At 57.5% G+C, this 17,252-nt stretch carries 20 protein-coding genes and 5 pseudogenes; 13 read left to right on the forward strand and 12 right to left on the reverse strand.

Annotated elements, in window-relative coordinates:
- The first annotated feature begins 90 nt into the window (after window positions 1-90).
- Window positions 91-1,359, forward strand: coding sequence for an IS256 family transposase (locus WT26_RS25460; protein ID WP_069271092.1), 1,269 nt, complete (start codon window positions 91-93; stop codon window positions 1,357-1,359).
- On the opposite strand, the gene WT26_RS25465 is transcribed toward WT26_RS25460, so the two are convergent.
- Window positions 1,346-1,696 carry a hypothetical protein gene (locus tag WT26_RS25465; RefSeq protein WP_069274214.1) on the reverse strand — a complete coding sequence of 117 codons (351 nt, stop codon included), beginning with the start codon at window positions 1,694-1,696 and terminating at the stop codon, window positions 1,346-1,348. The genes WT26_RS25460 and WT26_RS25465 overlap by 14 nt on opposite strands.
- 671 nt (window positions 1,697-2,367) lie before the next feature.
- Here WT26_RS25465 and WT26_RS38555 point away from each other — a divergent pair.
- Window positions 2,368-2,535: pseudogene (locus WT26_RS38555) on the forward strand (P-loop NTPase); the annotation flags it as partial.
- 20 nt (window positions 2,536-2,555) lie between these two features.
- On the opposite strand, the gene WT26_RS36340 reads toward WT26_RS38555, so the two are convergent.
- The 4 genes and pseudogenes from WT26_RS36340 to WT26_RS36345 form a co-directional block, all read right to left on the reverse strand.
- Window positions 2,556-2,855 carry an H-NS family nucleoid-associated regulatory protein gene (locus WT26_RS36340; RefSeq protein WP_080430756.1) on the reverse strand — a complete coding sequence of 100 codons (300 nt, stop codon included), beginning with the start codon at window positions 2,853-2,855 and terminating at the stop codon, window positions 2,556-2,558.
- A 75-nt stretch (window positions 2,856-2,930) separates the two neighbouring features.
- Complete coding sequence (locus tag WT26_RS25470) at window positions 2,931-3,257, reverse strand: hypothetical protein (RefSeq protein ID WP_155123206.1); 327 nt, start codon at window positions 3,255-3,257, stop codon at window positions 2,931-2,933.
- 248 nt (window positions 3,258-3,505) lie between these two features.
- Window positions 3,506-3,958, reverse strand: a complete 453-nt coding sequence (locus WT26_RS25475) for a hypothetical protein (protein WP_063806927.1) — start codon at window positions 3,956-3,958, stop codon at window positions 3,506-3,508.
- 246 nt (window positions 3,959-4,204) lie between these two features.
- Window positions 4,205-4,653: pseudogene (locus WT26_RS36345) on the reverse strand (IS5 family transposase); the annotation flags it as partial.
- A gap of 4 nt (window positions 4,654-4,657) precedes the next feature.
- Between WT26_RS36345 and WT26_RS36350 the strand changes: the two are divergent.
- Together WT26_RS36350 and WT26_RS25490 are read left to right on the forward strand one after the other, a co-directional pair.
- The gene (locus WT26_RS36350) at window positions 4,658-5,275 is read left to right on the forward strand and encodes a hypothetical protein (protein WP_060292770.1); all 618 of its coding nucleotides are present in this window, start codon (window positions 4,658-4,660) and stop codon (window positions 5,273-5,275) included.
- 36 nt (window positions 5,276-5,311) lie between these two features.
- The gene (locus WT26_RS25490; protein ID WP_155123207.1) at window positions 5,312-6,367 is read left to right on the forward strand and encodes an AI-2E family transporter; all 1,056 of its coding nucleotides are present in this window, start codon (window positions 5,312-5,314) and stop codon (window positions 6,365-6,367) included.
- Window positions 6,368-6,669: 302 nt separating this feature from the next.
- On the opposite strand, the gene WT26_RS37595 is transcribed toward WT26_RS25490, so the two are convergent.
- Window positions 6,670-7,014 (reverse strand): hypothetical protein, encoded by a 345-nt coding sequence (locus tag WT26_RS37595; RefSeq protein WP_231130519.1) that lies wholly within the window; start codon window positions 7,012-7,014, stop codon window positions 6,670-6,672.
- Window positions 7,015-7,571: 557 nt separating this feature from the next.
- Window positions 7,572-8,006 (reverse strand): ATP-binding protein, encoded by a 435-nt coding sequence (locus WT26_RS38890; protein ID WP_269466179.1) that lies wholly within the window; start codon window positions 8,004-8,006, stop codon window positions 7,572-7,574.
- Between the two features lie 265 nt (window positions 8,007-8,271).
- Here WT26_RS38890 and WT26_RS37605 point away from each other — a divergent pair, with 265 nt between their 5' ends.
- Window positions 8,272-8,472: a hypothetical protein gene (locus WT26_RS37605; RefSeq protein ID WP_155123209.1), complete on the forward strand. Its 201-nt coding sequence runs from the start codon at window positions 8,272-8,274 to the stop codon at window positions 8,470-8,472.
- 545 nt (window positions 8,473-9,017) lie between these two features.
- Window positions 9,018-9,482: an alpha/beta fold hydrolase gene (locus WT26_RS38565; RefSeq protein WP_230461731.1), complete on the forward strand. Its 465-nt coding sequence runs from the start codon at window positions 9,018-9,020 to the stop codon at window positions 9,480-9,482.
- On the opposite strand, the gene WT26_RS25495 is transcribed toward WT26_RS38565, so the two are convergent.
- Both WT26_RS25495 and WT26_RS36365 read right to left on the reverse strand, forming a co-directional pair.
- On the reverse strand, window positions 9,435-10,082 hold the full coding sequence (locus WT26_RS25495; protein ID WP_060292768.1) for a glutathione S-transferase family protein: 648 nt from the start codon (window positions 10,080-10,082) through the stop codon (window positions 9,435-9,437). The genes WT26_RS38565 and WT26_RS25495 overlap by 48 nt on opposite strands.
- 89 nt (window positions 10,083-10,171) lie before the next feature.
- Window positions 10,172-10,402, reverse strand: a pseudogene (locus WT26_RS36365) (transposase domain-containing protein); the annotation flags it as partial.
- A 375-nt stretch (window positions 10,403-10,777) separates the two neighbouring features.
- Between WT26_RS36365 and WT26_RS38845 the strand changes: the two are divergent.
- Together WT26_RS38845 and WT26_RS39135 are read left to right on the forward strand one after the other, a co-directional pair.
- Window positions 10,778-10,912: a hypothetical protein gene (locus WT26_RS38845; protein ID WP_257785715.1), complete on the forward strand. Its 135-nt coding sequence runs from the start codon at window positions 10,778-10,780 to the stop codon at window positions 10,910-10,912.
- A 73-nt stretch (window positions 10,913-10,985) separates the two neighbouring features.
- Window positions 10,986-11,771 (forward strand): annotated as a pseudogene (locus WT26_RS39135) (recombinase family protein); the annotation flags it as partial.
- Window positions 11,772-11,971: 200 nt separating this feature from the next.
- On the opposite strand, the gene tnpB reads toward WT26_RS39135, so the two are convergent.
- The 3 genes from tnpB to WT26_RS36370 are packed head-to-tail and all read right to left on the reverse strand — an operon-like array spanning window position 11,972 to window position 12,725.
- Window positions 11,972-12,202: an IS66 family insertion sequence element accessory protein TnpB gene (gene tnpB / locus WT26_RS39140; RefSeq protein ID WP_418220542.1), complete on the reverse strand. Its 231-nt coding sequence runs from the start codon at window positions 12,200-12,202 to the stop codon at window positions 11,972-11,974.
- 35 nt (window positions 12,203-12,237) lie between these two features.
- Window positions 12,238-12,369, reverse strand: a complete 132-nt coding sequence (locus tag WT26_RS38945) for a transposase (RefSeq protein ID WP_069271095.1) — start codon at window positions 12,367-12,369, stop codon at window positions 12,238-12,240.
- A complete protein-coding gene (locus tag WT26_RS36370) occupies window positions 12,342-12,725 on the reverse strand; it encodes a transposase (RefSeq protein WP_332455132.1) in 384 nt (127 codons plus the stop codon). The genes WT26_RS38945 and WT26_RS36370 overlap by 28 nt, the downstream gene beginning before the upstream one ends.
- Window positions 12,726-13,050: 325 nt before the next feature.
- Here WT26_RS36370 and WT26_RS39145 point away from each other — a divergent pair.
- The 5 genes and pseudogenes from WT26_RS39145 to WT26_RS38895 all read left to right on the forward strand — a co-directional run bounded on the left by WT26_RS39145 (window position 13,051) and on the right by WT26_RS38895 (window position 17,204).
- Window positions 13,051-13,538, forward strand: a pseudogene (locus tag WT26_RS39145) (nucleotidyltransferase family protein).
- A 79-nt stretch (window positions 13,539-13,617) separates the two neighbouring features.
- Window positions 13,618-14,145, forward strand: a complete 528-nt coding sequence (locus tag WT26_RS25525; RefSeq protein ID WP_069271096.1) for a 2'-5' RNA ligase family protein — start codon at window positions 13,618-13,620, stop codon at window positions 14,143-14,145.
- A 152-nt stretch (window positions 14,146-14,297) separates the two neighbouring features.
- Window positions 14,298-14,546 carry a hypothetical protein gene (locus WT26_RS25530; protein ID WP_060292763.1) on the forward strand — a complete coding sequence of 83 codons (249 nt, stop codon included), beginning with the start codon at window positions 14,298-14,300 and terminating at the stop codon, window positions 14,544-14,546.
- A 496-nt stretch (window positions 14,547-15,042) separates the two neighbouring features.
- Entirely contained in the window at window positions 15,043-15,357 is a 315-nt protein-coding gene (locus tag WT26_RS25540; protein WP_155123211.1) for a methyl-accepting chemotaxis protein, read from the forward strand.
- 125 nt (window positions 15,358-15,482) lie between these two features.
- Complete coding sequence (locus WT26_RS38895; protein WP_080430796.1) at window positions 15,483-17,204, forward strand: methyl-accepting chemotaxis protein; 1,722 nt, start codon at window positions 15,483-15,485, stop codon at window positions 17,202-17,204.
- Window positions 17,205-17,252 lie beyond the last annotated feature (48 nt).

The raw sequence follows: 17,252 nt of genomic DNA on the forward strand, positions 1-17,252 counted from the left end.
GGCTAGACGGTGCTGCGCCGCTGGGCAACTGGTGTGCGGGCCTGTCAGGAATTTTGTGTTTAAGGCATAACATGCTCCCAAGGAGAGTGTATGCCTCGCAAACCGAAAGCCCTGCCGGTGGCACTGCCGGCGATTCCGGCCGAGCTGCTCGAGCAGTTCGGCAACGGTCCGATGACGGCCGAAGCCATCAACGCCGCAACGCTGGCGCTCAAGAAGGCGCTGATCGAACGGGCACTGGGCGGCGAGATGAATCATCATCTCGGCTACCCTCCCGGTGCTGCCAAGCCGGCCAACGCCACGAATCAGCGCAACGGCAAAGGGGCCAAGACGGTTCTGACCGAAGACGGTCCGATCCGTATCGAGGTGCCGCGTGACCGCGATGGCAGCTTCGAACCCATCCTGATTCCCAAGCACGAACGGCGCTTCACCGGCTTCGACGACAAGATCGTCGCCATGTATGCCCGAGGCATGACCGTACGCGAGATTCAGGGCTTCTTGCTGGAACAGTACGGCACCGAGGTCTCGCCCGACTTCATCAGCTCGGTCACCGACGAGGTCATAGCCGAAGTAACCGCCTGGCAGGCCCGGCCGCTCGAGCCGATGTATCCCGTCGTGTTTTTCGACGCACTGCGGGTGAAGATTCGCGAAGACGCCGTCGTGCGCAACAAGGCGGTGTACCTGGCGCTAGGCGTGCTGCCCGACGGCACGCGGGAGATCTTGGGCCTGTGGATCGAGAATACCGAGGGGGCCAAATTCTGGATGAAGGTATTCAACGATCTGAAGACGCGCGGTGTTCACGACATCCTGATCGCCGTCACCGACGGTCTGAAGGGCATGCCCGAAGCCTTGGCAGCGGTGTTTCCGGCCACCACACTGCAAACCTGTATCGTCCATCTGATCCGTAACAGCCTCGATTACGCCAGTTGGAAAGACCGCCGGGGGTTGGCTGCCGCGATCAAACCGATCTATGCCGCGCCCAGCGCGGAAGCGGCCCAGGCCGCACTCGATGCGTTTGCTGATGGGCCGTGGGGCCAGAAATTCCCGACCGTCAGCAGCGCGTGGCGCAACGCCTGGGATCGGGTGATCCCGTTCTTTGCGTTTCCGCCGGGTGTGCGCAAGATCATCTACACGACGAACGCGATTGAAAATATCAACTCGCAGTTGCGCAAGATCATCAAGACCCGTGGTCACTTCCCGAGCGACGAGGCCGCGACCAAACTCATCTGGCTGGCCTTGCGCAACATCACCGCGAATTGGGGAAGTGCCGCGCATGACTGGAAGACGGCCATGAACCAGTTCGCTATCCTTTACTCAGATCGATTCGTTCGGCCTTCCGTGCAATTACTCAACCTGCCTTGAACACGGAAATCCTGACACCCCCCTGGTGTGCCGCCGTGGCTGGCAACGGAGGGCCGGACATAGCGATGCGGAGAATCCTCAGCGCCTGACCAAGCCGCTGCTCGAACGCACCGAACGAACACGCATCCGCCGTATCGATGAAGTTGGCGCCGACTTTGAGAGCGGTGCCGACGACTGCATCGACTTCGCGCTTCTCCAGTGCGCCGATGACTTTCCACATGCCAGCATGCTCGTTGCCGCCAAAGGTCATGTTGCTGAGGCAGATTTCCGAAACCAGCAGACCAGTCTGGCTGCTTGTATTTCGTGAAATGAATTCCGTACGCTGAGTGGACGGCATTATGGCGATTGGGGCCCGTCAAAAGGAAAGCGGTGTCGATCACGCTCCGGCGCGATCGGATAGGTAATGAGCGCAGGTGAGTTGCTCGGACAAGCGCCAAAGCTGTCACGCAAACTCAACACGTTGTTTTTGGGTGATGTCGACATGGCAGTCGCGATACTGACGTGCCGCGAGCGGCTCGGGACTTCAAGGACGTGTCCGCTCACTGCATCGCAACCCGGCCACATTTTAATTGTGCCGGCGGAAAGGACGTTGTAGTTCAGTGCCTTGGTTCTGGCAAACATCATCCTCGTATCGCCAGGACCTTTTCGCGGACCGCTTTTATGGGTCTGCTTTTTTTAGTAGGCAAGGGAATCCGCCTCGCCTGACAACTCAACCAAACCGGAAATCTCCACTTCCGACAGGGACTAATTCTGGTTCAGGGTCATCATCATGGCCTGAACGCCAAAAGCGTTCGACTCGCGAGAGGTTGGATACATTTACGCAAACTGACAGCGTCGAATCGACAACGCTCGCCTTGCAAAGCCGGGGCGGACCATACATTTTTTGTGGCGATATTTGCCTCCGAAACACTAACACTCATTTGTGTCCCGGATTTCTAGAGCAGATCAATTCAGGATGCGTTCTCGTCCGAGATCGCGCCGGACACCGAGAGCCTGTAGAGAACGAGCGTGGCAACGACATACCCTATCGATCTGGTGGGTGGCAGCAAGGGCGGTGTGGGCAAAATCTTTGTCTCGCTTGCGCTGGCCGACCACCTCCAGCGTCGTGATTTTCCTGTTGCGCTGGTCGAAACCGATACGTCCAATCCCGACGTGATGAAAGCGATTCAGGACGAGGGGCATAACTTCACGCGAACCTACTCGGACTCGATCAAAAACGGTTTGCGTTTCTTGCCCCTAATCCAAGACGGTTCACGACCGCGACCGCTCCACGTCGCGCCGGTTTTCGGATCGCGGTATTTCGGTGGCACGGGAGCTTTTGCAGCCTTCCCGCGCGGTACGCGTTGACGGCCGAAAATATCTTCGGCGGTGATCCCGTATTGTTGAACAATATCGCGGACCTGTTGGATGACGGTCTGTAGCTCCGTAATTCGTGCCGCTTCCGTTTCTTGTTGCAGCGCTGCGAGTTGTGCTTTCAGTTCGGTGTATGTCGCCATTTGATAGGTTCTCGGTAGTGGTGGGAAAAGAGCGCGGATGCTGGAGCGCCATTATCATGCGCGGTCACAGTAAAATTAGCGTGTCGAATGTTGCGTGGGTTCCCGTGGGATCGGCGAAGCGGAGTCGGACGAAGGGAATTCGGCAGCGCGTTCTGCGGCATAAATGTGAACAAAAATGGGCGCGTGCGTAAGATGCTGAATGTACAGGCCCAACACAGACTGTATCGCAATCTGCAAGGCGACAGGCATGTCAAATTTCCCTGAGCGTTGCCCTCTGGCCTTACACTCGCGCAGCGCTGTTTCCGCAACACGGAACAATTCGAGCGGGAAATTGCCGTCCGTCATCTCATCAATAAAATAAGTGGTGTAAACAACACCGAGTAGATACGAGACAGTCAGCATGTCGCCTTCGCCTGCTGCTAGCGTGTAATACGTGTTAGCGGTCTGGACGCACTTAGCGTGTGATATCTCAGCAGAGAACGGTTGCTGAAGTTCGTCGAGCGTCAGATGGTGGCTGTATCGCACGGCGTCGAGCCAAAGTGAAGTCGATGGAACGAGTGTAGGACGCTAGAATTGCGAGTGCAAATTCAAGCGCCGCGTGGGCTTGGATGTGTTGATGGGGGGCAGGTACGGCATTCAACAACGTGCGACTACCCGGTTACGATCGGCGAGATGTCCGGTGTCGTAAGAAAGCGAGCCAACTTGTCAGCAGCAGACGAAAATCGGTGGGCGGGCTGGTCCGCCAGTTGCTGATCGTACAAAAGTAGTACGCACTCAATCGCAACTCGACTGCCTTCCGGAATGTCGAAATTTCCGGTTTCCTTCCAGATCGCTGCACCGTCGTGCAGGGCAACTTCGGCCGTCCGGAACTGATCAAGATCGAGATACCCGATCGTTGCTACGTGCACGTAATACGCAACGTAGAGCGCGTGAAACAGCTTCCCGATCGCGTCCGTGCTGCCGTTGCCGCTCTGCAACGAAGCAAGTGCAAGATGATGTTCCAATGACTTTTTTCGGGCCACATCCGCTGGCAGAGGCAGCAACAGGTCTTTGCTCAGCGGCTTTTTGCTGCGATGGGACGTCGATTTCGTGCGGTGCTTCATTTTGATCGTGACGTACGTTCGGTACGCCTTGGTATTGGTGGATTCAGTAGGTCGAGTGTAACCGAGGGTGTGCCCAATTAGATTGACGCAAATATCGCAGAGGTGCTTGTGCTAATGCGCGTCAACAGTCTATTTCTTCGGCTTGGTCGGCAGCAGACAAGCGGTCGTACCGGAAGAGCATCTGAACGGCTCGATAGCCGGACACCCGTGCAACCTCGAGCGGATGAATCCCCTTGCTTCGAGCCGCTAATATAGGTCATCCACAAATCTCGGGCAGATGACGGCGGCAGCCAGAACAAGCAAAGCGGCATGAATATCGAGGCGCCGTTCGAAGCGAATCCGAAGCTTGCCGAATCCGGCGAACCAGGCATGCGTGCGCTCGGCGACCCAACGATGCCGCCCGAGCCGCTCGCTGTTTTCGATACCACGGCGGCGATACGGGCCTTGATGCCGCGCTGTCTCAGATAGCGCCGGCAACGAGCGAAGTCATACCCTTTGTCGGCGTGCAGTTTGCTCGGACGTTTGCGAGGCTGTCCGTTCAGGCCTGGTACCGCAGGGATGGAATCAAGCGTGGGCTCGAATGCAATCGCATCGTGCCGGTTGGCTACCGCAATCGTGACAGCCAGCGGGATGCCGCGTGCATCTACGACGACGTGTCGCTCCGATCCGAGCTTGCCTCGATCAGTCGGGGCGGGATACATGGCGACCTGGTCCGGCTGCGCGAGCGCGCTGACGGGCGTGCTGGCCGTGCTTGCCGCACCGATGGCGCCGAATATGGCATCACGGTTCGGCGGCCGCTCGCTCGTGTTTGCGGGGATGTTTTGGATGGGCGTGGTGACGCTCGCGCGTTCGTATGCGGATACCGACATGACGCTTTGGCAGATCGCCATTCCGTTGCTGCTGCTCGGGCTGGGCTTACCGTTCTTCTTCGTTTCGTTGACGGGGCTGGCACTTGCGAGCGTGGACGAGCCCGAGACGGCATCGGCTGTCGGGCTGACGAGCTTCTGCCGGACATTTTCGGGTGCGATTGCGACTGCGCTCGTCAATAAAATGTGGGAAGATCGCACCAAAGTCAGTCTTGCGCAATTGGCCGATATCGTCGACCGTTCGTATCGCTACTTGAATGCTCTGGTGGATTCGGGAACACCGCTCGGGGTGGCCCGAAGTCAGATCAACAACGTCGTACAGGGCCAGGCCGTGACGATTGCGACGTCACAGCTCTTCGCCATTGCGGGCGTCACATTCGTGCTGGCCGCGATTGCCGTGTGGTTCGCACCGCGGCCGCAGCGCGCGGCGGATACGACTCACGCGCATTGAGCCGGGTCGTGCGACGACTTGATATTGGAATTCGGTATGGCTAATTCGACTGCGCCTTCTTCGGTCGCAGCGACGATTACGGGCATTGCGGCCGGCATGGCGCTCGCGCATTATCTGCGGCCCGTGCTCGTCCCATTTTTTCTTGCGGCGCTCCTTCGGATCGGGGTGGATGCTGTCGTGCAGTTGGTAGCGAATGTGCTGCCCAAAGCCCCCCGATGGACGATCAGACTGACGACAGGCGGCGTGATGGGCACGGCGATCATGGCGATCTGCTACGTGGTCACGCAGGGCATCGGATCGGTTGTCTCGCAAGTTCCGGCAATCGTCTCGAAGCTCGACGCCATTTCGCGGCACTTCGCGTTCGTGACGGGTTCGAAAGACGCCGATTTATTCAGTGCCGCCATCCGTCACGTCGACGGACCGGCCCTCTTGCAGTGGCTGGCCTCGGGCATCCACGAGCCGTTCCAGATCGTATTGCTGACATTGCTCATGTCCGCTTTCATGCTGACTGCGCCCAATGCGGAGAACAATCCAAAGCTTGATCTCGTCGTGCGTCACGCCGCGAGAGCGGCGAGACAGCGGGCGATCATTGCGCACATTACAAGCAGTATTCAGAACTATATGGTCGTGCAACTGGCGACCAACGGGGCGATCGGGATCGCGGTAGCCGTTGCGTGCCTTGCGATTGGGCTGAAAGCCGCGATGTTCTGGGGGGCCACATCGTTTATTCTTGCGTTTATTCCCGTGGTCGGGCCGATCGTTGCGAGCGTGTTGCCAGCGCTTTCGGCACTCGTTCAGTCGTCGACGGAATGGCAAGCGATTGCCGTGTTCGTAGCGGTGCAGGTGATTTTTACCGTGCTTCACAATCTCGTGCTGCCGAAGCTCCAGGCGAAAAGCCAGAACATCGATCCGATCGCCGGGCTGCTCGCGCTTGGAATCTGGACGTTGTTATGGGGTGTGTGGGGTGCGCTGCTTGCCACGCCGCTCATGATGCTGATCATGATTACGATGGCGCAATTCGAGAGTAGCCGGTGGTTTGCGGCATTGCTCTCGCATGATGGACGACCGGCGACGGGGAGCGACGCGGAGTAGTCATCCGCTAAGCCGCCCGTACCTCGTTGGGCTGCAGGAACACCAACGCCCATCCCTTGGTCAGGTGTGGCATGTTACGAAAAGAACAACTGCATAGGAGCACGCCTAGCTGTCGTATACGATTATAAAGATTGTGACGCGGGTTATTGCGTGCCGCCGAATACGCAAGAGAAGATTCAAGCGAAGAGTTACGCATGAGGCACTGTTTGCGCCGATTTCTGAGGCCAATTCTCAAACTGAACTGGCCCCAATAAATCAGACGGATTAATGGCCTATTGAGCGAAAGCCCGCGGGATTTTTGTTTATTCCTTTTGGAGTTCCTTCGCTAGCGCGTCAACGGCGGCAGCCAAGAAAAGACCAAATCGTTTCCCACATTCATCGGGGCCGCGAATCCAATTGGAGATAGGGGCGGGCTCCAGGATGTTGGTCGCCAATGCTTGTTTGACAAGGTCCGCAGCAAGGTTACGTGCGTCGTGATCGCTCAAGGCCATTTCCTTTTTTCTCCATGGCGTAAGCCGGCGGATTCCGGCTTGTTGATTTGAAAAATGAAGAATTTCATTGTTCCGTCCGACAGAGGTGTCTGTTGGCCGGCAGGTTACTTCTTCCAACGAATGCTGCTGCAGTGACTGCTCGCCGAGGAAAGCCAACTGTCCGGCGCATTTTAAATATGAACAATATTATTCAATGAGAATAAAATTCACACCTTGTCCATTGCGGTGAGGCGCTTGATTCCATGCTTGTTGCAAACCAATTCGATAGGAAGGTATTCAATTAACCTCCGTGGAGCGAGATATGCCCGGTGTTGTCTGTCTCGTCGCGGGGACGAACTGAATACCGAAACCTACCTAGTCCTTGTATGATGGAGTCAGGCTAGCACGCTGGAAATTCCAATTGAATAGCAATTAACTTACTAATATTTCTGAAAGAAATATTACGCGGGGACGTACTGATGTTCGGTTTGGCGGAAGAGGGACTTCACCAGTGCTAGCAACTTCTGGACACGGCGCAGGGCACCGATAGCCAGTTGCTTCATCTCGTCTTTGGAAAGGACGACGTGCCTCGAGTGTCAACGTCGGACGTAATTTCTCCAGTATCGAAGTAAAATCCCCCACCTGTCCGAACGGTAATCAACCGGCGGTGTGATCGGGTTGGTTCCTTCGAGGCCGGCCCAGGTTCCGGAGAACTGGTTCGGCCGGCACGGGATTCAAGGTGGGCGGACGGTTACGTAAATGTCCGGCAGCAGATCGGCGTGTGCTCGCAGGCGGAACGATGAGCCTTCGATCTGCACTACGACCGCGTGATGCAGCGGCCGATCGAGTAGCGCTGTAGCGATCACGCTGTCGCTGAACACTTCGCCCCATTCGCCGAAGCTGGATTGCGCAAGGCCTTTCGGTTGGCGAAGCACGGCGCGGATCGCGGTGACGGATCGGCCATACTCATGGCTGCCGGCGTGGCATGGCGGAGAGGGTACGAGCATCGACCGTACGCAAGGAATGGAATGGTTCAGGTCTGCCCAGATCGAGGCAACGTCGATGCGGCACGCTGGATCGGCTATCAGTATCTGTTGGGAATTACCGGCGTGCCGTGCGACGAACAAATGGGCCAGCGCTATCCGACGCAGGTGGTTGATGCCGGCCATCAAGCTGCCGGCGTATCGGATGGCTTCTATTTGAGCGAGCACCCATCTTGTTCGCGGGCAAGACGGGACGCCGGTGGTTGGAGACCTTGCGAGCCGGAAGTTGCCAGGTCCATACCTATCTTCACGGTCGCGGCGTCGCCGGCGACTCGAAGGCCGCATCGACATGGTTCGAAATCGGGGTCGCCGCTGGGGCGCAATAGGCGGAAAGTGATCTCGTGCTGATGTACGAAACGGGCGATGGCGTGCCTCAGAACGAATGACCGCAATGGATTTGCACCGCTGCGCCGCGCAACGTGGTTTGGCGGTTCCGGAGATCACGCTGGCGCTGCGTAGTGTTGCGTCGGCAATCGAGGCAGGGCTCTCGGTCAGCGAAAAGCGCTGGTTGGTGCCGGCCGATCCGGCGGCCGCACGATGGACCGATTTGCCGGTAGGCACGACCGCGGCCGCGAACCGACAATGCGATTGATTGTGGCGCCTGAATGAGACGTTGCTCGGGGATATATGTATCGAGCTGGACTAGACCAAACAGACAGCGTCAGTTCATCTGACTCAGTTCGGCCGGAAGCGGTCAGTCGCCGATCCGGATCCGCGACAATCGTCGGGGCCTTGCCTGGTTGCGCGAGGTCGTGAACCTGTGTTCGGCGTTGTCCAACTCGTCCTCGCCAGTAGTCATGCCTCTACCGCTCATATTTTTGCCTACAATGCCGTGCGACGGACGGATGTATGCCGATCAACTCGAAAGGTTGAGCGATCTGGTCGCGCCGTCTGTTCGAGTGCTTGCCTGTCCTACGTTCGCGGAAAGTGCCGAGCGCTTGCTCGCTTCCATTGACGGCCCATTCATCATTGCAGGCACCGCCTACAGTGGCTGTCTCGCGATGGAAGTGCAGGCGCGCGCGCCCGAACGTGTACGTGGGCTCTGGTTGATGAATTGTCAGCCGGGGGTACATCCGTATCCGGACAGGGTTCGCGCCACGAGTCGCAGGATTCGGGCGGGCGGGCGAGCATGAGCAGGTGATTGCTGAATTCGCCGAGAATGCCAATCCTTCGGAAGATGTCGGGTCGAGAGCAGCGTTCGTTCAAATGGCTCACGATGCCGGTTCGGACATGTTCGCGCGACAATCCGATGCGACGTTGACCCGTTCGGATCGGTGGCCGACGCTGGCAACCAGCACGATTCCAACGTTGCTCATATGGGGCAAGGCGGACCATTTCGTTCCGGTCGATGTCGGCCTTCGTATCGCCAAGCTGATGCCCCATGCTCGATTCGAGTCGCTGGAAGGATGCGGGCATTTTCCAACGCTGGAGCGGCCATCGCTCTGCACCGACATTTCTCGAAACTGGCTGATCGAGCGTAAGCGATCATTCTGCGGCGCCCATCAAGTGAAGGCGACGGCGCAAAATACTCGGGTCCGCCTGGCTTTCACCCTCTCACGGCGTCTCGTTCAACCATTCTGTCAATCCTTCCCGCGCATTTAGCTCGACGAACGTCGGCCTTCCACGAAGTCGCTGTATGTAGCGCATGAGGTTCGGCCACGATGTCGCTGGGCGTGGCATATTGCGCGTCCAGCGCATAAGCATGAGCGCCAGAAAGTCAACGGTACTCAATTGATTGCCGATCAGATACAGGCGGCCATCCCCGAGCAAACAATTCAGATGCTCCATGGCCCCTTCGATTTGCCCACGCGCAAACTCCTTCACTGCTGCGGCTTTTCCAGGTTCACCGTCAACCTCCGCATAGGACCAGCTTCGCATCGCCGGTAACAACGTGTTCGCGAGATAGATCATCATCTCGAACCACTCGGAACGCTCAGGTGAGTTCGGTTGTGGTGCAAGCCCGGACTCAGGATGTCGTTCAGCAAGGAGCATCAGCAATGCGGTCGATTCTCCTCGTGGTATGCCATCGATTACGAGAGTTGGCCCGCGACCGGAGGAATTCAAGCGTAAATACTCAGGGTTGCGCTGTGCACCCGCGTCAAGGTCAACGAGCCTTGTTTCAAAGGGTACGCCCAGTTCAAGTAGCATCCAGTGCACCACCATACTTGCCGCACCCGGTGTGTAATACAGAATGTAGGACATAGTCTGATTCCGGTTTAGGGTTGAGCTGCCGGCATTATGTTAGCAATGGAGGACGCCAGTTGATGCGGCAACTGTGCCTGTTGCGTTCTTCAATCTCGGGGAGTATTAGCTGAAACAGGTGTGTTCCAAGGAAGAAGTGTCGCATAGTCGTCAGCAGTGGCAGCGAGCGGCAACTTGGTGAACAGCGAGACCAGATAGTGATACGGCTCGACGCCGTTCGCCTTGCACGTCTCGACCAGGGAGTACAGGTTGGCGCTGGCCTGCGCGCCGGCAACCGTATCCGAGAACAGCCAGCCCTTGCGGCCGACGGCAAGCTCGCGTTCATTCTGCCCTTATCGGGCAAGAAGTTGAAGTCCATTATCGTTGGCATCCGCTGTATGGTCACCGCGTCAAGGTTCGAGATGTCGAGCAACGCAGCGGCGGCCGCGTGGTGCATGTCGACGCCGGCCCTGGCGTAGTCAAGGTTGTGGCAGCGTGGATGCTCGATCGGGCCGTGTGTTCAGCCATGGAGCTCGGCGAGCCGAGGGTTACCGTGGCGGTGCTATGCGCCCTGCATCGGCTGCTTGTTGATCAGCGCTTGCGAGCAAACTCGCCGGACGGTTCCACCATCGTCCGGGAGAAACGCAATGGGCCAGCTACCAAGGGGTGTTCCAGCACGACCGCAATCGCCGGCGGTGACACCACGCCAGATGAGCATGGTGTTCGACAACGCCGAGCTTCAGGGAATGAACGCGGCGCAGCGCGCAAAGGTAGTCGCGCGTCTTGCAAGCCTGCTGATCCAAGCCGCCGGCGTAACTACCGGGAAGGAGCATGACGATGACGAACGCTGATCGTTTGCCGGCGCCCCTTCTCCAGCGCAAGGCGGTAGTTTATGTCCGTCAGTCGACGCAGGCCCAGGTCCAGATGAACCTCGAGAGCCAGCGTCGCCAGTACGAGCTCGTGGGAGAAGCAAAGCGCCGCGGGTTTCGCGATATCGAGGTCATCGACGATGATCTGGGTCGATCGGCGAGCGGAACGGTGGCCCGGCCCGGCTTTGAGCGCCTGGTGGCATTGCTCTGTGCCGGCGAAGTCGGCGCCGTCCTTTGCCTGGATGCATCACGTCTTGCCCGTAACGGGCGCGACTGGCACCATCTGCTCGAACTGTGTGGTCTAGTCGAGGCGCGGGTCATCGACCTTGATGGCGTGTACGATCCCTGCCGGCCGAACGACCGACTGCTGCTTGGCATGAAGGGCAGCATTAGCGAATTCGAGCTCAACGTGCTTCGAACGCGCATGCTGGATGCCGCGCGTGCCAAGGCTCAGCGCGGTGAATTGCGCATCAGCGTGCCGATTGGCTATCTCTGGCATCGTGAGGTCGGCCTGGGTCTTGATCCCAACCAGCGGCTGCAGGAAGTGATACGCCTGATCTTCACTCGCTTTCGTGAACTGGGTAGCGCACGGCAGGCATTCCTGTCGTTACGGGCCGAACAGGTCCACTTTCCGCGTCCGACCGATGGCAGGACCCTGACGCACTTCGACTGGACGCTGATACGCTACCGCACCGTGATCTCGGTGCTCAGGAATCCGTTCTATGCCGGGGCCTACGCATATGGCAAGAGCGGGAAGCAGACGACCATCGTCGATGGCCGTGCACACAAGACCTACAAGCACCGCAAGCCGTTCGAGGAGTGGGAGGTTCTGCTCAAAGAGCACCACGAAGGCTACATCGACTGGGCAGAATTCGAGCGTAATCAGAAGCTGCTCGCCGCCAACGCCTATGGCAAGGCAGGCGACGTAAAATCGGGGCGTGGTGGGCGAGCCCTGCTGGCAGGGCTACTTGGATGCGCGCGCTGCGGACGCCGTCTATCGGTGGCCTATACTGGACGCACACCGCGACCGGTCTACCGATGCTATCGCTTTGACCTGCCACCGAAGTGCATGAGCTTCGGCGGCTCACCTCCGTTTGGCCAGATGAAGCGATCGGCTTCGAGACGCTTGAGCAGCAACCAGAAGCCGTTGCCACCCCAGCCGAGAATCTTGATTCGATCACGACGTCGGTTGCCAAACACGAACAGCGCCGAGGTCATCGGGTTAAGGCGCATCGCCTGTTCGACCAGGATTGACAGCCCGTTGATGCCCATGCGGAAGTCGACCGGATCGCGATGCAGATAGATCTTCAGCGCTTCGTCGAACCGGAACACGGTAACCTCCACAGCATCTGGATCACCGTGGCGAGCTCATCGAAGCTTGCTTCGCCAAGCTCAAGCTCGACACCATTGGTCAGACGCACGTGCAGCGATAGTGCCATTGCTCGAATCGGAGGTAACGGCTCTGTAGCAGTGCTGGTGACGAAGGGGGAGCCGCGACAACTGGCACGAACGCCGATGGTGCATTAGGGAGGTCGATCGCAACGCCGTCGGAAATTGCAGGCGTCCGGGCTACCAGCTCATGTTCGAGCCGGGCCTGGATCTTTTGGTAGCGCGCAATCCAGCTGCGTAGCAGGTTCGGATTGAGGTCGTGCTCCATCGCAGTCCGGGCTATTGAAACGCCTGGTTGGAGGCAGATCTGTACCAGTTCATCACGAGCCGCATCGTCATATTCCCGGCGGCCATCTCGTTTCCGTCCGACGACCAGTCGGCTCCGTAGGTCTTGTTTCTCACTCATACACTCTGATACCAGCTGTCCACGTGGACACGTAGCATCAGAGTGCAGCGATTTCTACACAAGGGCGCCGTTATTCGATCGCTTACGATCGAGCAAGTTGTCGGTAGCCCGGTTCACGGTATCGCAGTCAGATTAGAAAAGGACGAAGCTGCCGGGGAAGAATGGGCCGGTTTCGGTGACTCGACGGGGCGATCGAATTTGGTGACCATCTCAACCGTCCTGCTCGTTTAGGTCATGTAGATCCGCGATGAATCTCGATGAAAGATTAATCGACATAGCCCGACAGTCATCTTGGTGTATGTCTGCGCTGTCGGCGGCACGTGCGATGGGCCTGAAATCCTGGTGCATTGGCGCCGGGGCCATTCGAAATTTGGTCTGGGACTCGCTTCACGGATATGTGACTCCGGCACGTCCAGCCGACGTCGATTTGGCCTACTTCGACCCGTCCGATTTGTCGTCGATTCGCGATGCCGAAATCCAGCGCAGCCTCACGGCGCAATGTCCCGAAATTCCGTGGAGGTCACAAATCAGGCCGCTGTTCATCTCTGGTTCGAGGGCGCCTTGGGGCATCCGGTGTCCCCGTTCAGTTCATTGACCCAAGCCGTTGCGTCGTGGTCGGAGTACACGAGGGCGGTGGGACTCACTCTGCTGGGCGACGGGACAGTCGATGTCTGCGCGCCATACGGACTCGACGACCTTTTTTCCATGGTGGTACGACGCAATCCAGTGCGTGTCAGCGTGGATACCTATCATCGGCGAATCCAGCAGAAAAGATACAAGGACCGCTGGCCCCGTGTGACCATCATCGTGTAGAAATGCCGCAGGCAGTCAAAGGGCGTGTTACCGAAAGAAGTCCATCATCAATGGCCAATCGACGTGAGAGGATTCCTGAATGCTCACAACAGCGTTCGTCGTTGAGGTTCCCGCAGCCGAATCAGCTGTAGCGGACCTTCGGAGTCGGTTTGATGCTACCTCCAACCTAGGCGTGCCGGCGCATGTCACGGTTCTGTTTCCCTTCATGCCGCCTGACCAAATTACGCCCGACGTCCTTCGTCAAGCCCAAAGCGCGCTGAGTGTTGTGCAGCCATTCGAATTTTCGTTGACGAGGGTCGAGCGGTTTGCGGTCACCACTTATCTTGCACCCGATCCGCCAGAACCGTTCGTCGCCTTGACGACTGCACTGGTCGAGCGCTTCCCCATGTTTTGGCCCTATGGTGGTGCACACGACGGCATCGTTCCGCATCTGACTGTCGCACATGGGGATGCTGCGACAGCACTATTGGCTGCCGTCGAGCTCGAATATCGTCTGTCTGCGCGGGAGACGATTCAAACGTGCTGTAGCTCGGTCGCTCTACTGGAGAACTCGTCGGGCTGCTGGAGGAAGATGCATGTGATTGAGCTTCTAAAGGTCGACGTGTAGTGACGATCGACCGCAGTCCGGTCTGGACAGTTCCATGACACTAGGCGTCAGGCCCGTTTGGAGTGACCGGCCGCTTTCTCATGTGTTGCAATCTAAAACATGGTTCTACGCTGTCTAAAGGTTTCGTTATTGAACTTTTTTGGGGAGCCACAGTGGAAGCCTTTGAAACGCTACGAACCCATAGCGATGCCGGTGTACTGTTCGCCGAGATCGACAGCGGGCCGATGAACCTGATTGGCACGAAGTTCGTGAGGGACATTGTGTCGATCATCAACGTGTTGGACCGTGGCGATTACAGAGTCGTGCTCTTCACCAGCGCGCACGCCGACTTCTTCATTCCGCACGTAGATGTAATGCAGGTGAAGGAGTATCGAAAAAGAAGCAGAAGCCCTGATCGGTGAGAATTCATTTGGGCTGCTGTTCCGGCGTTTGCGCACAACTCGAGCCGTCACCATCGCTCAGATCGATGGGCGCGTGCGTGGTGCCGGCAGCGAATTCGTTCTTGCCTGCGACATGCGCTTCGCGTCCGTAGAGGGGCTGACTTCCAAGGGGTGTCCTGCGCCGTTTCGGATTCCCGTGACGTTCAAACGCAAACAGGGCCCGATCTTCTGGATCGGATTCGCGCAGTAGGCAAGGTGTGTCTACTCAAGAAAGAGGACGTAGTGGTCGATAAGAGGTTATTGGTTGCTCTGCGAAGCTTGCAGGAAGTCCTTGCAGAATAGGGAAACTCTTGGAATCGCTGAAGACGATGAATGGCAAGCTGACTAATGTCTTGACTGGCATTCGCACTACCACTAGTTGGTTACGGTTGCGTCGCGGGAAATCGCAAGCGGGAACGCTGACCTCGCCACGCGGACGGAAGCGCGGGCGTCCTCCCTTGACGAGACAGTCGCCGGCATGACGCAGTTGACTGAAACAGTAAAGCACAACGCTGATAATGCACGTCAGGCCAACACTCTCGCGAGCCGTGCGACGAGCATGGCCGATGCGGGTAACGAAACCGTGCAGGGAATAATCGGAAGAATAGGCCTAATAAATTGGAGTTCGATAAAGATATCCGAAATCACCGGAGCCGTCGAAGGTATTGCGTTCCCGACCAACGTTCTCGCACTTAATGCGACTTTGAAACGCCTCGCGCCGGAACAGGTCAATCAGGCAATCTGTCGGATGGACGAAGCTACGCAGCAGAACGTTGCATTCGCGCACAAATAATGCAACGAAAATCTAAATCGGGGCACTTATAGGCCAAGGGCGGAAACTGTAATTTTCATGCGTTTTTATACGAATTTATAAAATCTATCTTGTATTTATTCCGATATTGATGGGGGTGTTGGAGTATGAATAATATTTCCGTCCGGTTTACCATTACAGCTGTCATCGCGATCTTTACGCTGTTGGTCGTCTCCTGCCTGATCGCCGGGATTGTCTTGCTGACGAGATCAAACGAGTCGACGGATTTTGTGCATGACACTTCGGGGCGGGTCATTCTTATCAACGATGTCTATAAAGACTCGGCGCGTACCCGCGCTGGGTTTGCACTGGCCTATGCCGGTTTGATGAAGGGCACCAAGGCGGAGCCGTGGGTGTTTGACAACATCAAGACGACCCGTGATCGAATGCTGAGCAAATTGCAGGAATTTAACAGCCTGCCAATCTTGCCTACCGACGATGAAGCCCTCCGAGCGGAACTGATCGATTCAGCCAACTCGCTGGCGCGACTTCTCGACCAGGGGCAGCAGTTACTTAAGTCCAGTGATGCCGACGGCTATTATACGCTCAATATTGACAAGATCGACAAGGCCGGAGGCCGTTTTTCCAAGGCGCTTGAGAGATACCAAAAGGTCGAGAAGGATAATATCACCCAGACGCAGAGCGCACGCCGTCAGGAATTCCAGACCATGCGTTGGGTTGTGTGGGTATCCATCTGCATTGCGCTCGTCCTCGCTGCAGCGGTGCTTTATCTACTGAGGACCGTCGTCATGAAGCCACTTGACTATGCTGTCACCCAGCTTGGCCTGGTCGCTCAATGCAATTTGGCAGCAGATATTCAGATTACCAGCAATAACGAAATAGGTAAATTGTTGACAGTCTTGCGCGGTATGCAGCAAAGCCTAGGTTCGACCGTGCGCGGAATCCAGACGAATGCCGAATCAGTCACAGTTGCATCGCAGGAGATCGCGAGCGGGAACACCGACCTTTCCGGGCGGACGGAAGAACAGGCCGCCTCACTAGAGGAGACTGCCGCGAGCATGACGCAATTGACCGAGACAGTAAAGCAAAATGCCGATAACGCGCGACAGGCCAACACACTCGCGAGCCGTGCGACGAACATGGCCGACGCAGGCAACGAGGCCGTGCAAGAGATGGCTAAGACCATCGGTCAGATCAATGGGAGTTCAACCAAGATCTCCGAAATTACAGGTGTCATCGAAGGTATTGCATTCCAGACAAACATTCTCGCACTCAATGCGGCCGTTGAAGCCGCACGTGCCGGCGAGCAGGGTCGCGGCTTTGCCGTGGTTGCAAGCGAGGTTCGCAGTCTCGCACAGCGTTCCGCGTCGGCCGCCAAGGAAATCAAGGAGTTGATCGGTTCATCCGTCTCGATGATTCAGGGCGGCGCGAAGCAGGCCGCGCAAGTTGGTACGACGATGGGGGAGGTTAAGCAGGCGATCAAGCAGGTATCCGATATCGTCGGTGAGATCGCCGCTGCATCCGAAGAGCAAAGCCGTGGCATCGAACAGGTCAATCAGGCGGTCAGCCAGATGGACGAAGTTACGCAGCAGAACGCCGCGCTTGTCGAACAGGTGGCAGCGGCGGCGCACTCGCTTGAAGAGCAGGCGAATAATCTGAAGGAAGCGGTATCGGTATTCAAGGTTGCTGACACCGCACCGTCCTTGTCGCGCGAGGTTTTGCCGCAGGGCAAGCCCCGCAGTCCCGTGCTTCAAGTATCAGCAGTGCGGACGAAAACTAACCCGGCTCTGCAGAAATCCGACAACGCGACGAGTGTTGTTGCCGTGGCATCGCAAGGCTCGACCGCCGACGCGTGGGAAACGTTCTGACGGGAGTCCCACGGGTAGAGATGTTGTGCCGGTACTGAACTGACTTCA

It is taken from the genome of Burkholderia cepacia (genome assembly GCF_001718835.1).
GTDB lineage: Bacteria > Pseudomonadota > Gammaproteobacteria > Burkholderiales > Burkholderiaceae > Burkholderia > Burkholderia cepacia_F.